At 69.8% G+C, this 13,604-nt stretch carries 6 protein-coding genes; 3 read left to right on the top strand and 3 right to left on the bottom strand.

Going from position 1 to position 13,604, the window contains the following annotated elements; genetic code table 11:
• Nucleotides 1-14 precede the first annotated feature (14 nt).
• Nucleotides 15-4,214, bottom strand: a complete 4,200-nt coding sequence (locus tag LGM56_RS09900) for a YhdP family protein (protein ID WP_226204391.1) — start codon at nt 4,212-4,214, stop codon at nt 15-17.
• Nucleotides 4,215-4,440: 226 nt separating this feature from the next.
• Between LGM56_RS09900 and glnE the strand changes: the two genes are divergently transcribed.
• The gene (gene glnE / locus LGM56_RS09905; protein WP_226204756.1) at nt 4,441-7,230 is read left to right on the top strand and encodes a bifunctional [glutamate--ammonia ligase]-adenylyl-L-tyrosine phosphorylase/[glutamate--ammonia-ligase] adenylyltransferase; all 2,790 of its coding nucleotides are present in this window, start codon (nt 4,441-4,443) and stop codon (nt 7,228-7,230) included.
• 137 nt (nt 7,231-7,367) lie between these two features.
• Complete coding sequence (locus tag LGM56_RS09910; protein ID WP_226204393.1) at nt 7,368-9,611, top strand: carbohydrate-binding protein; 2,244 nt, start codon at nt 7,368-7,370, stop codon at nt 9,609-9,611.
• A 198-nt stretch (nt 9,612-9,809) separates the two neighbouring features.
• On the opposite strand, the gene recN is transcribed toward LGM56_RS09910, so the two are convergent.
• Together recN and LGM56_RS09920 are read right to left on the bottom strand one after the other, a co-directional pair.
• A complete protein-coding gene (recN, locus tag LGM56_RS09915; protein ID WP_089494132.1) occupies nt 9,810-11,459 on the bottom strand; it encodes a DNA repair protein RecN in 1,650 nt (549 codons plus the stop codon).
• Nucleotides 11,460-11,478: 19 nt separating this feature from the next.
• Entirely contained in the window at nt 11,479-12,381 is a 903-nt protein-coding gene (locus LGM56_RS09920) for an NAD kinase (protein ID WP_039361361.1), read from the bottom strand.
• A gap of 131 nt (nt 12,382-12,512) precedes the next feature.
• Here LGM56_RS09920 and hrcA point away from each other — a divergent pair, with 131 nt between their 5' ends.
• Nucleotides 12,513-13,535, top strand: a complete 1,023-nt coding sequence (gene hrcA, locus LGM56_RS09925) for a heat-inducible transcriptional repressor HrcA (protein ID WP_031399637.1) — start codon at nt 12,513-12,515, stop codon at nt 13,533-13,535.
• Nucleotides 13,536-13,604: the final 69 nt, after the last annotated feature.

A 13,604-nucleotide genomic window follows, 5' to 3' on the forward strand; every position in this document is an offset into this window, starting at 1 on the left:
ATTCGACGCGCGGCTCAATGATTCGCCGCATCGGCCGGACCGTGATTCATCTTACCCTGATCGCCCCGCACCCGCTCGATGTGCGGGTGCGCCCACGAGCCGGTGATCGCGTAGTCGAGCGCGAACGCGCGCGACAGCGTTTCCGACAGCGCGTAGTTCGCGGCCAGCACGCCGACGCCGAGCAGCGGGTTGATGATGGCCGCCCCGATCGCGGCGGCGCCCGCGCTGATCTTCGGTGCGACGTGCGCGTGCAGGTCCTGCGTCTCGGCGCCGAGATCGACCGCGCCGCGCACGGCGACGTTCGCGGGCCCCGTCATCATCGAGAAGTCGTCGGTGCGGGCGATCCCGTTCGAGATCTGGCCGGTGCCGGTGATCTTGTCGAACGGCAGTCCCTTGCCGATCACGTCGCGGAAATTCAGCGTCAGGAAGCGCGCGAGGCTCTGCAGGCTCAGCACGCCGAGCAGCTTCGCCGCGCCCGGGTCGACCTTCAGGATCTGGCCGTGTTCGAGATCGATCGCGATCTGGCCGCCGAGCGACGGGAAGTCGAGCCCGGTCGGGCCGCCGCGCCAGCCGACCTTGCCGGTCACCGAGCCGTGGCCGGCCGCCAGCGTGCGCGGCAGGCCGACGCGGTCGAGCAGCGCACCCGCGTTGCCGATGTCGAGCTTGAAGTCGAACACGGTGCGGCGCGGTGCGTCGCTCTCGTCGGCGCCGCGGGCGAGCGCGCGGCGCGACGTGCGCCAGTTGCCGGTCGCCGTCAGCTTCGCGTCTGGGTTCGACAGCTCCAGCTTGTCGAGCTGCCAGACCGGCGTGCCGGCTTCGTCGATGTTGCGTGCGTTGACGACGAGGCGGCCGATGTCGTGGTTGCGCGCGACGACCTGGTCGACGATCAGGTCGATGGACGGCATCGGGCGGTCGGTCGGCGTCGGCAGGTTCATCGCGCGGCCAACGAGATCGTGCTGTGCGCTGTCGGGCACCACGAGCTTCGCGAGCCGCGCATTCAGCACGCCCGCGCCGTTGTGGCCGCCGCCCGGCGCCCACGACAGGTAGCCCGACACCTGGTTCGACGCGATGTTCGCCTGCCACAGCTCGTCGACGTGAGACGCGCCGATGATCACGTTTTCCCAGTTGCGCTTGAGCAGCTTCAGCGTGCCGAAGTGGAGCGCGAAACGCTTCGGCGCGAAGCTCGCGAAATCGACGCGCGGCGCGGCCTGCGGCTCCGGCGCGCGCGGCGTGTCGGACTTCAGCGTATGGGCCAGCGCGAGCCACGCATCGGCGTCCAGTTCGTTGACGTCGACGGCCGCGCTCACGCCGTCCTGCGGCATGTCGGGCATCCGGTGGATGCCCATCGCGCCGCGCACCGCGCGCAGCGGCTGGCCGCGCGTCGCGTCGAGCAGGTAGGTCGCGGACACGGGGCCGAGCGTCAGGTCGGCGTGCTCGAGGCGCTTGCCGTCCGCCTGCGGCGCCGGCTGCAGCGTGAAGCTGAACGGCATCGGCGTGCCGGCCGCCTTGGCGAACGGCGCGGGGAAATTCAGCGCGACGCCGGTCAGGTCGGAATGCGCGCTGATGTCGGGCAGGCGGCCCGGCGCGCCGCGCACGGCGACCTTGTACGGTGCGTCGCCGACCACGTGCTCGAGCAGCGCGGCGGCCGGGCCGTGCAGGTTCAGGCCGCGCGCGGCGTCGAGTGCGAGCCGGCCGTCGACGTCCACCGTGTAGGGCCCGTGCGACTGGAAGTTGCCGTTCGCGCGCACCGGGCCGCCGAGGAAGCGCCCCGACAGGTCGTGCAGCGACGCGCCGGCCTCGGTGAACCGGACACTGCCGCGCAGTGCGGACAGCGGCGGCACGCCGCTGGTCGTCAGCGTGTTGCCGCCGAATGCGAGCGCGCCTTCGACGTGCGTGTGCGGATGCGCGACGTGCTGCGGAATCGTGATCTTGAGCCCGAGCGACGCGGGCCCCTGCGCATCGATCCGCTGGCCGATGTGCCCGCTCATCGTGCCGAGCGAGCTGTTGTCCGCGTAGTCGATCAGGTCGGCGAGCGGGCCCTGCGCGTGGCCGTCGATGATGAGCGGCGAGTGGGTCGGATTGCCGAGATCGTCGATGCGGCCGGCGACCTTCGTCAGCGCGACGCGCTTGTAGTGTGCGCGGTGGATGTCGAAGCGCAGCTTGTTCTGCGCGAGTTCGAATACGCCGTCGATCCCGTCGAGCGCCGGCCAGACGCTCGGCGTGCCGTTCGCGAGCTTGCGCGGCGGGTACGGCGTCGGCTCGAAGCGGCCGCCGGTGAACGGCGCGACGATGTGGAACACGCCGGCGTCCGGCTCATGTTCGAACGGAAATTTCTCGAGCGGGCCACGGGCGACGATCGACGCGCCCTTGGTCACCTGGCCGTCCTGCAGCGCGTGGCCGAGATAGTCGCGCAGGTGTTCGGACATCCCGGTCGGCAGGTAGCGCGGGATGCGCGCCACCGACGCGCGGGCGAAATCGGCGCGCAGGTCGAGCGAGCCGCGGCCGTGGCCGGGGTTCGTGTACGAGCCCGACACCGCGATTTCGGCATCGGGATTCGACACGAGCAGGTCGGGCAGCGATACGTCGACGCGCGCGTGCTTGTCGCCGGGCTCGGGCGTGATCGTCCATTTCACATTGCCGCGCAGCCGGTCGAACGTCAGGCGCGGCTCGTCGAATTCGCCGGGCACCGTGACGGCCGCATTGACCGTGTCGAAATGCGCGGAGCCGCCCGTCTCGTTCGCGTCGACGCGGCCCCACAGGTTCTCGACACCCGGCCAGCCGGCGCGCGGGTGACCGCGCGGCGAGAGCCCGGGTGGCGGTTCCTGCGCGGCGAAGCTGATGCCCTGGAGATCGCCGAGGAAGCGATAGCGCACGATCGGCGCGGCGCCCATGCGCCGCTCCTCGTCGGCGAGGTCCGCGTGCGCGGGTTTCGCGCGCTCGACCTCGATGTGATAGTTCGACACCATTCCGCGCGGGTCGATCTTGATCAGCTCGTTGCGCAGGCGGGCCGGCAGCGGCAGCCCGCGGATGAACTCGCTGAGGATGCCGAGATCGACGCGGTCGCCGACGACGCTCAACAACTGCCCCTGGTTCGCGGTCGGCACGCGGTAGCGGGCCGTCAGCGTCGACAGCGCGAGCGAGCGGGCGAGCGGCGTGCCGTCCGGCAGCGGCGGCTGGCCGAGCTCCGCGTTGAAGCGCGTCAGGTGCAGCGTGTAATCGTGGCCGGCGTCGAGCTGCATGTCCCAGCCGAAGCCGACCGTCGGCACGTCGAGCCGCGGTTGCGTCGGGCGCACGCGCAGCGCGACGTCCGCGCCTTGCAGATCGCCGCCCGCCGAATGCAGGTGGCCGTCGCCGAAGGTGGCCCAGATCGCGTTGTCGATCCGGCCCGCGTGGATCGTGAGCGGCATGTCGAGGTAGCGCGCCAGCGTCTGCAGGTCGACCGGGCCCGTCGACAGGTACGCGTCGCCCGTCCAGTTCGACGGCTTGCCGACCGGCGCGAGCGGCTTGTGCTTGAAGCGTGCGCGGAAGTCGAGCGGGCCGAGCAGCAGCGTGCCGTTCGCGGGCGCCTGCAGCGCGGCCTTGTGCACGCGGCCGGCATTGAGCACCGCGAGCCGGATGCCCGACAGCACGAGCTCCGGCGCGTCATGCTGCGCGTCGCGCCAGCGCAGCGTGCCGCCGCGCAGCACGATCGCCTCCTGTTTCAGCAGCCACGTGCCGAACGTGTCGTTGCCGCCGTGGGTGGTCGCCACGCCGACGCCCGCGATGCTCAGCGAGCCGTCGGCCGCACGCGCGACGACCAGGTCGGGCTGGTCGACGATCAGGCTCGACAGCGCGGGCGACAGCCGCAGCAGCGACATCCACGACAGCGCGGCCGTCGCATGCGGCACCGACAGCGCGACCTTGCCGTCATGGCCGCGGATCGTCAGGTTCGTGAGTTCGACGCCCGGCTGCATGCCGGACCAGTTCGGGGAAAGCTTGCCGATTGAAAGCTGCGCGTGGAGCTTGTCGGACACCGCACGCTCGATACGCGGGCGGAATTCGTCGATGCGGGGCAGCAGGACGTAGCGCAGCCCGAGGAAGGCGCCGGACGCGACGAAGTAGGTGCCGATCCCGACTGCCAGCGTCACCCTGAACACGCGACGCAAGACCGGATGATCGTGCTTCGGAGGTCCCGCTTCGGGCGCAGCTACGGCGGATTCCTGACGGTCGGACATGCGGCGGACGGGCGGCGATATGGTAGTTTTGCAGACTGACGTTGAAATGTATCACACGGGTTCGTGCCGGCGGCCGTTGCGGCAGCGCGGCACGGGCTTTCCGGCGCGCGGTTTCGCGACGGGCACACCCGCCCCGCGACGCCGCGCCGAGTCCATGGAGCCGGTCGGGAGCGGGGCGCGCATGCGTTCCCGTGCCGGCCGGCCGTTCCGCCAGGCCCGCTTCTCGATGACCGACGCTTCCGCCCTGATCAGCACGTCCTATTCCCGTTACCTGGCCCGCGCGGCCGCCGCGCGACCCGCGCTCGCCGACCAGGTCGCCGCGTGGGCGGCCGCGCCGCTCGGTCGCGCACAGCTCGACGCGCGCCTCACCGACCTGCTGGCAACGCCGGCCGGCGCCGCCGCGCCGACCGAGGAACACCTGAAGCGCGCGCTGCGGCAACTGCGTGCCGAGGCATTCGGCGCGGTGGCGGAGCGCGACCTGCGCGGGCTGGCGGACGTCGCCGAGGTGACCGGCGCGATGACCGATCTCGCGGAAGTGGCCGTGCAGCGCTCGCTCGCGCTGCTGTCGGCCGAGCTCGAGGCGCTGTACGGCGAGCCGCGCGGCGCCGACGGCCAGCGCGTCGTGCTCGGCGTGGTCGGGATGGGCAAGCTTGGCGGCCGCGAGCTGAACGTATCGTCGGACATCGATCTGATCTTCGTCTACGAGGACGACGGCGAGACGACCGGCGGCGCGCGTTCGCCGCTGTCCACCCAGGAATATTTCACGCGGCTCGGCCGGCGGCTGATCGGCGTGTTGTCGGAAGTCACGGCCGACGGCTACGTGTTTCGCGTCGACATGCGGCTGCGTCCGAACGGCGATTCGGGGCCGCTCGTCTGCAGCCTCGGCATGCTCGAGGAGTATTTCTACGTGCAGGGGCGCGAGTGGGAGCGCTATGCGTGGATCAAGGGGCGGCTCGTGTCGGAAGGCGACAGCGACGCGGCGCAACGGCTGGCGTCGCAACTCGAGTCGCTCGTCAAGCCGTTCGTGTACCGCCGCTACCTCGACTTCGGCGTGATCGGCGCGATCCGCTCGCTGCACCAGCAGATCCGGCAGGAAGCCGCGCGCCGCGCGTCGATGCGGCCCGACAAGGCCGACGACATCAAGCTCGGGCGCGGCGGGATCCGCGAGATCGAATTCAGTGCCCAGGTGTTCCAGCTGATCCGCGGCGGCCAGGATGCGGAATTCCGCGTGCGGCCGACGCTTGCGGTGCTGCGCCATGCGCAGGCGCGCGGGCTGATCGGCGAGGATGTGCGTGCGCGCCTGACCGAGGCCTACAACTTCCTGCGCACGCTCGAGCACCGTCTGCAGTACCGCAACGACGCGCAGACGCACGCGATGCCGGTGGAGCCGGACGAGCGCGCGGCGCTGGCCGCGTCGCTGGGCTTCGCCGACTATGCGGCGCTGATGACGGTGCTGGACGGCCACCGCACGTTCGTCGAAGCGCAGTTCGACCAGATTTTTGCCGACAAGGCGAGCGGCGCGCCCTGCGCGGCCGGCGACGACACGGCCGCCGCGTGGATCTGGAGCGGCGCGCTGGCCGACGACGGCGAGGACGACGCGCTCGTCGCGCGTCTCGACGGCCTCGGTTTTACCGATCCGGCCACCGTGCTCGCCCGGCTGCGCGCGATCTGGCAGTCGTCGCGCTACACGGGCCTGCCGGAAAAGAGCCGGCAGCGCTTCGACAGCGTCGCGCAGCGGGCGCTCGACGCCGCGCCGAACATCGACGCGGCGCGCCGCGACGATACCATCGTGCGCCTGTTCGACCTGCTCGAGACGGTCAGCCGGCGCGGTGTCTATCTCGCGCTGCTGACCGAATATCCGGCCGCGCTCGACCGCGTGCTGTCGGTGCTCGGGGCGACGCGCTGGGGCGGCGGCTACCTGATTCGCCATCCGCAGCTGCTCGACGAACTGCTCGATGACGAGGCGATCGCGAGCCCGTTCGACTGGCCCGCGTTCAAGGACGCACTGCGCGCACGCCTCGCCGCGGCCGACGGCCCCGAGCAACAGATGGACCTGCTGCGGCACGCGCAGCACGCGGAGGTGTTCCGGATCCTGCTGATCGATCTGGCCGGGCAACTGTCGGTCGAGCACGTGAGCGACCGGCTGTCCGAGCTGGCCGACGCGGTGCTCGACGTGACGATCGAAGTCGTCTGGTCGCAGCTCGCGAAGCGCCATCGCGACGTGCCGAAGTTCGCGGTGATCGCGTACGGCAAGCTGGGCGGCAAGGAGCTCGGTTACGCGTCGGATCTCGACCTGATCTTCCTGTACGACGACGCCGACGAGCGCTCGGCGGACGTCTACACGACCTTCACGCGGCGCCTGATCACGTGGCTTACCACCGCGACCGGGGCGGGCGCGCTGTTCGACATCGACCTGCGGCTACGGCCGAACGGCGAGGCCGGGCTGCTCGTCACCGATCTCGACGCGTTCCGCCGCTACCAGCTGCGCGAGGGCGACGCCGCGAATACCGCGTGGGTCTGGGAGCATCAGGCGCTGACGCGGGCCCGCTACAGCGCGGGCGACGCGCAGATCGGCGCGGACTTCGAGGCGATCCGCCAGCAGGTGCTGACGACGCCACGCGACGGCGGCGTGCTCGCGAAGGAAATCGTCGACATGCGCGGCAAGGTGTTCGCCGGCCACCCGAACCAGACCGAGCTGTTCGACCTGAAGCACGATCGCGGCGGGATGGTCGACATCGAGTTCATCGTCCAGTACTGGGTGCTGCTGCACGCGTCGAGCGATGCCGAGCTGATCCGCAACACGGGCAACATCGCGCTGCTGCGCGAGGTCGCGCGCTTCGGGTTGATGGGCGAGGACGAGGCCGAGCGCGTCGGCGCGGCTTACCGCAAGTACAGGAAGCTGCAGCACAAGCTGCGGCTCGACGGGATGGAGAAGGCGCGGGTCGATCCGGCCGTGGTGGCCGACGAGCGGGCGGCCGTGACGGCGCTGTGGGAGCGCGTGTTCGGCGGAATCTGACCGCGGCACGCCGCGCGCGCCGCAGCGGCCGGCATTGAGATTCGTTTGAGATTGTTTGAGCGCAAGGGCGGGTATCGGAAGAATCCGGCTTTCCGTTCAACCGGTGCCATGTGCGCCATAAGCGATCTCGACTCATCTTGAAACCTATCCGCTACTCTCTTGCCACGACGGCGCTGTCCGCGGCCGTCGCTGGACTGTTCTCCGTTTCCGCTGGTGCAGCGGAAACGGCTTCCACCCCGCTGAAGAACCTGTCGCGTGGCGATGGCCAGTGCCTGGCCTGGCAGCCGGCCGACAACGCGGCCGTGTTCGCGGCATGCGACGGCAGCGCCGCGCAGGACTGGACCTTCGAGCCGCGCGACGGCTTCCAGCGCATCATCAACGCCGGCGCGAGCGCGGCGCGCGGCACGAAGATGTGCCTGCATTCGGCCACCGGCGACAACGGCATGGGGCACGTCTCGGTCGGCGTCTGCAGCGAGGGCGACCAGACGATGCGCGACTGGCGAGCAGACATCGGCATCGACGGCCGCGTGTCGTTCGGCAACCGGTACCGGGTCAACACCGGCCGATCCAACGAAGTGCTGGCGCCGCGGGAAGGGAGCGCCGGCGTCGCGATGCAGAACCTGCGCAGCCAGCCGGCGTCGGTCTGGCGGTCGTCCGCATCGATTGCGCCGTCGCAGCGCCCGCTGCTCGGCGACAAATCGGCGTTGCTGATGGTGACGCACTTCAACGACTCCCAACCGGCCGATAGCGAAGTGGTGCGCAAGGCGGTGTTCGGCGACGGCGACGACTATTCGTCGCTGCGGCGTTATGTCGAGGTCGCGTCGCACGGCAAGCTGACGTTGCACGGTCAGACGCTCGACAGCGTCAACCTTGGCGACCGTCCGGCCAGTTGCGATTCCGGCGCGATTCGCGCGGCGGCGCGCAGCGCGGCGTTCGCCCGCGGTGTGAACCCGGACAAGTTCGACTACCTGTTCGTCGAACTGCCGAAAATGAGCAGCTGCAACTGGGCTGGCCTGGCGGCGATGCCCGGCAACTGGATCCTGTCGAACGCGAGCGGCCATGGTTACTGGATGTGGTCCCACGAGTTCGGTCACGGCCTCGGCGCGCGGCATCCGGGCTCGCTCGTCAACTGCCCGACGCCGGGCGGCACGGTCGAGGTAGGCAGCGCGTGTCGCGCGGGTGGAGTCGACGATCCGTCCGACACGATGGGCGGCGGTGGCCGGCGTTTGTATCCGGCGAGCTACCAGTTGTTCAGAGGCTGGCTGACCGAAGCCGACGTGCCCGAGATCAAGGGCGAGGGCACATACCAACTCGCGCCGCTGTGGGGCAAAGCGTCGGGTGCGAAGGCGTACCGTCTGGCGCGCGCCGACGGCTCGACGCTATGGCTCGAGTTTCGCCAGCCGCAGCCCGGCTTCGACAACTGGAAGTCCGACGACCCGTTCGTCAATGGCGTGATCGTGCGAACCGTCGCACACGCCGGCAATGTGCTGACCAATACGCTGGTCGATGCGACGCCGGGCAGTGCGCAGGGCATGAAGGACGCGCCGCTGATGCCGGGTCATGCGTTGCACGACACGCTGTCGGGCAAGATCGTCACCGTCAAGTCGGTCGGGCCGAACGGCGCGGTGGTCGAGGTGAAGAACGACGGGGTGCTGCTGCCGCAGGCGGCCGTCATCGGCCCGCAACAGGCGAACGCGGGCGCGACGGTCGTGTTGTCGGGCGCGTCGTCGGTCGGCGAGCAGTTGCGCCATGCGTGGACGGCCCCGGCCGGCATCGATGCGAAACCGAGCGGCGCGGAACTGAAGTTCGTTGCCCCCGCGCTTGGACAGGACCGCGATTACGCCTTCGATCTGACCGTGACCAACGACAAGGGCTACACGGCGCAGGCGTCGCATGTCGTCAAGGTGAAGGCGCAGGAAATCGTCCCGCCACCGCGGGCCGCGATCAGCGGGCCGGCGACGGTCGACGGTGGCGCGACCGTTGCGTTGTCCGGCGCGGCGTCGACCGGCAAGGGGCTGAAGTATGCGTGGACCGCGCCGGCAGGACTCGCGATCGTCCAGCAGGGTGCGAATGCGTCGTTCGTTGCGCCGAAGGCGACGCAGGCGCAGCGCTACGACGTGAAGCTGACCGTGACGGATGCGCAGAACCGCAGTGCGGTGGCGACGCATGGGGTGACGGTGCGCGCCGACGTGGCCACGGGCGCGCCGGCCTGGGACAAGAAGAAGACCTACGCGACGCCGTGCCACGAGGTCAGCCACGCCGGCAAGACCTGGCTCAACGGCTGGTGGGTGCTCGGCGATGTGCCGGGGACGGGCGGCGAGTGGGCCGCATGGCGCGAGAAGGGCGTCGCGAACATGCATGCGACGTGCAAGGGCAAGTAGGCACGGCGAGGTGCTGGCGCGGGCGACCGCACTGGCGCGTGCCGCGCGCCGTTCGATCTGGTGCCACCTGCTAAGTTCGTCGTGCCGCGAAGGGCGTCGGATACGTCGGAACCCATCAAAAGGCCGCTCCGGTATTACCCGGAACGGCCTTTTTACGTTTTCACGTTGGCTGAGCGTGCATTCCCGCGTATCCGTGCCTTATGCGGCGAGCATTTCCTTCGCGTGCTTACGCGTGGTCGCCGTGATCTCGAGGCCGCCGAGCATCCGCGCGACTTCCTCGATCCGGTTGGCGCGGTCGAGCGCGACGACGGTCGACACCGTGCCGCCACGGTCGTCGGCGCCTTTTGCGACCTGGTAGTGATGATCACCGCGCGCGGCGACCTGCGGCAGGTGCGTCACGCACAGCACCTGGCGATCGCGTCCGAGCTGGTGCAGCAGGCGGCCGACCACTTCGGCGACGCCGCCGCCGATCCCCGTATCGACCTCGTCGAAGATCAGCGTCGGCGTCGGGCTTGCCGCGCTGGCGATCACCGCGAGCGCGAGGCTGATCCGCGCGAGCTCGCCGCCCGACGCCACCTTCGCGAGCGGCCGCAGCGGCACGCCGGGGTGCCCGGCGACCCGGAATTCGACCTGCTCGAGCCCGTGCGGGCCGCCGTCGGCGAGCGGCACGAGCGCGACTTCGAAGCTCCCGCCCGCCATCGACAGTTCCTGCATGCCGGCCGTGACGGCCGTGCCGAGCGCCTTGGCGGCCTGTGCGCGTGCCTTGGACAGGTGTTTGGCGTCGGCGAGATAGGCTTCCCGCGCCTTGGCCTGCGCCGCCACGAGCGCGCCGAGATCGGCCGCCGCATCGAGTGCGGCGAGCTGCGCGCGGCGTGCGGCGTGTTCTTCGTGCAGCGTGTCGGGCGGCAAGCGGAACTTGCGGGCGGTCGAGTGCAGCGCATCGAGACGCGTTTCGACCTGCGCGAGCCGTTCGGGATCGAGATCGACGCGCTGCGCATAGTGCGACAGCGAATAGACGGCTTCCTGCAACTGGATCTCGGCCGGTTCGAGCGACGCGAGCGCGTCGCCGAGCGAGGTGTCGTAGTCGGCGAGGCTGCGCAGCTTCGACACGATCGCGCCGAGCTGCGCGAGCATCGCGTCGTCGGACTCGGACAGCGCGTTGAGCGCACCGCGCACGCCTTCGATCAGGTTCGCCGAATGCGACAGGCGCTTGTGCTCGTTGCTGACTTCGTCCCATTCGCCGGGCTGCGGCGCGAGCTTGTCGAGTTCGGCGAGCTGCCAGGCGAGCTTTTCGCGTTCGAGCTGCAGCTCGCGCTCGTGCGCCTTTGCAGCGTCGATCGCCTGCGTTGCGTCGCGCCACACGCGCCATGCGCGCGCGACGTTCGCGGCATCGGCGACGAGCCCCGCGTGCGTATCGAACAGCTCGCGCTGCGCGTCCGGCCGCATCAGCAACTGGTGCGCATGCTGGCCGTGGATGTCGACGAGCATTTCGCCGAGCTCGCGCAGCTGCGCGAGCGTCGCGCTGGTGCCGTTGATGAACGCGCGCGACCGGCCGTTCGCGTCGATCACGCGGCGCAGCATCACGGTGTCCTCGGTGTCGAACGCGTGTTCGTCGAGCCAGCGCGCGACGCGGTCGTGCGGCGTGAATTCGGCGGTGATGTCGGCGCGGCTGCAGCCGGTGCGCACGACGCTCGCGTCGGCACGTTCGCCGAGCGCGAGGGCGAGGGCGTCGATCAAGATCGATTTCCCGGCGCCGGTTTCACCGGAAAAGACGGAAAAGCCGCTGTCGAATTCGAGATCGAGCGCGGCGACGATGACGAAGTCGCGGATCGAGAGGTGGCGGAGCATGGTGTCGGGCAGAGCGGCGTCAGGACGCCTTGTCGTCTTCGTTCGAGGCGTGTTCGTTCCAGTGCAGCTTCTTGCGCAGCGTCGCGTAGTAGCTGTAGCCGATCGGGTGCAGGAACGGCACCGTGTGCTTCGAGCGGCGCACCTCGATCGTGTCGTTCAGTTCGAGCGCGGTGAACGACTGCATGTCGAAGTTCACGTTGACGTCGCGCCCGCCGACGATCTGGATCGCGATTTTCGAATCGTCGGGCAGCACGATCGGCCGGTTCGACAGCGCGTGCGGCGCGATCGGCACGAGCACGATGCCCGCCAGCTGCGGATGGAGGATCGGGCCGGCCGACGACAGTGCGTAAGCGGTCGAGCCGGTCGGCGTGGCGACGATCAGGCCGTCCGAACGCTGGTTGTACATGTACCGGCCGTCGACCGATGCGCGCAGCTCGACCATCCCGGAGAAGCCGCTGCGGTTCACGACGACGTCGTTGAAGGCGAGTGCGTGGTAGATCGGTTCGCCGTCGCGCATGATCCGGGCCTCGAGCAGCGCGCGCTCCTCGCGTTCGAACTTGCCCGACAGGATCACCGGGACGAGCGCCTGCATGTCGGCCGCCGCGATATCGGTGATGAAGCCGAGCCGGCCGTGGTTGATCCCGATCAGCGGTGTCCTGTACGGCGCGAGCTGACGGCCGATGCCGAGCATCGTCCCGTCGCCGCCCAGCACGACCGCCACATCGGCACGCGCGCCGATTTCGGCCGGCGTCAGCGCCGGGTAGCCGGTGATGCCGATCTCGCGCGCGGTCTCGGCTTCGAAGACGACCTCGAAGCCCCGCTTGGCGACGCAGGCGGCCAGCGTGGCGAGCGGCTCGGCGATGTTCGGCGTGTTGCTCCGGCCGACGAGCGCGACAGTGTTGAACTGATTACCGGTTTTCATGCCGGCATTACACCATAGCTCGTTGACGAAAAGAACCGGCTGTGCGCGGTCGGGGCCGGATCGGGCCGGCCCGCGCAACGGCAGCCGACGCCACTCGCCGCGGTCGCGCGGTTGCGCTAAAATTTTCCACCATGCTAGATCCTCGCGCACGAACCCTCCTGAAAACCCTGATCGAACGGTATATCGCCGACGGTCAGCCAGTCGGATCGCGCACGTTGTCCCGTTACTCCGGGCTCGAGCTGAGCCCGGCAACGATCCGCAACGTGATGTCCGACCTGGAGGAGCTCGGCCTCGTGTCGAGCCCGCACACGTCGGCCGGCCGCGTGCCGACGCCGCGCGGCTACCGGCTGTTCGTCGACACCATGCTGACGGTCGAGGCGCCGATCGACGCCGAAGCCGTCGCGCGGCAGGTGCAGAACACGCTGCAGGCCGGCGAGCCGCAGCAGCGGGTCGTGGCGGCCGCCGCGAGCGTGCTGTCGAACCTGTCGCAGTTCGCGGGCGTGGTGCTGACGCCGCGCCGCAGCCACGTCTTCAAGCAGATCGAGTTCATGCGCCTGTCGGACAAGCGCATCCTGCTGATCATCGTCACGCCCGAGGGCGACGTGCAGAACCGGATGCTCGCGACGCCGCGCGATTACTCGCCGTCGCAACTGACCGAGGCGTCCAACTACATCAACGCGCACTTCGCCGGCCTGTCGTTCGACGAGGTGCGCCGCCGCCTGCGCGACGAGATCGACCAGTTGCGCGGCGACATGACCGCGCTGATGCACGCCGCCGTGACGGCCAGCACCGAGGTGCCCGACACCGAGGACACCGTGCTGATTTCCGGCGAGCGCAACCTGCTCGAAGTGGCGGATCTCTCGTCCGACATGGCGCGGCTGCGCAAGCTGTTCGACGTATTCGACCAAAAGACGGGCCTCCTGCAACTGCTCGACGTGTCGAGCCACGCCCAGGGCGTGCAGATCTTCATTGGCGGCGAATCGACGCTCGTGCCGATCGAGGAAATGAGCGTCGTCACCGCGCCTTACGAGGTGAACGGGCAGATCGTCGGCACGCTCGGCGTGATCGGCCCGACCCGCATGGCGTACAACCGCGTGATACCGATCGTCGACATCACCGCGCGCCTGCTGTCGCTCACGCTGAGCCAGCAGTAGCCTGCGGTCGCCAGCCCGATCCCGCCCCGTCATCGTGCCGCGGCGCCGCGCGTGCCGGCAGTCGGCCGA

The sequence above is a fragment of the Burkholderia sp. AU38729 genome, from assembly GCF_020419725.1.
GTDB lineage: Bacteria > Pseudomonadota > Gammaproteobacteria > Burkholderiales > Burkholderiaceae > Burkholderia.

Coding starts and splice junctions, on each gene's coding strand:
- LGM56_RS09900 (WP_226204391.1), bottom strand. CDS start 4,214: ATGTCCGACCGTCAGGAATCCGCCGTAGCTGCGCCCGAAGCGGGACCT.
- glnE (WP_226204756.1), top strand. CDS start 4,441: ATGACCGACGCTTCCGCCCTGATCAGCACGTCCTATTCCCGTTACCTG.
- recN (WP_089494132.1), bottom strand. CDS start 11,459: ATGCTCCGCCACCTCTCGATCCGCGACTTCGTCATCGTCGCCGCGCTC.
- LGM56_RS09920 (WP_039361361.1), bottom strand. CDS start 12,381: ATGAAAACCGGTAATCAGTTCAACACTGTCGCGCTCGTCGGCCGGAGC.
- hrcA (WP_031399637.1), top strand. CDS start 12,513: ATGCTAGATCCTCGCGCACGAACCCTCCTGAAAACCCTGATCGAACGG.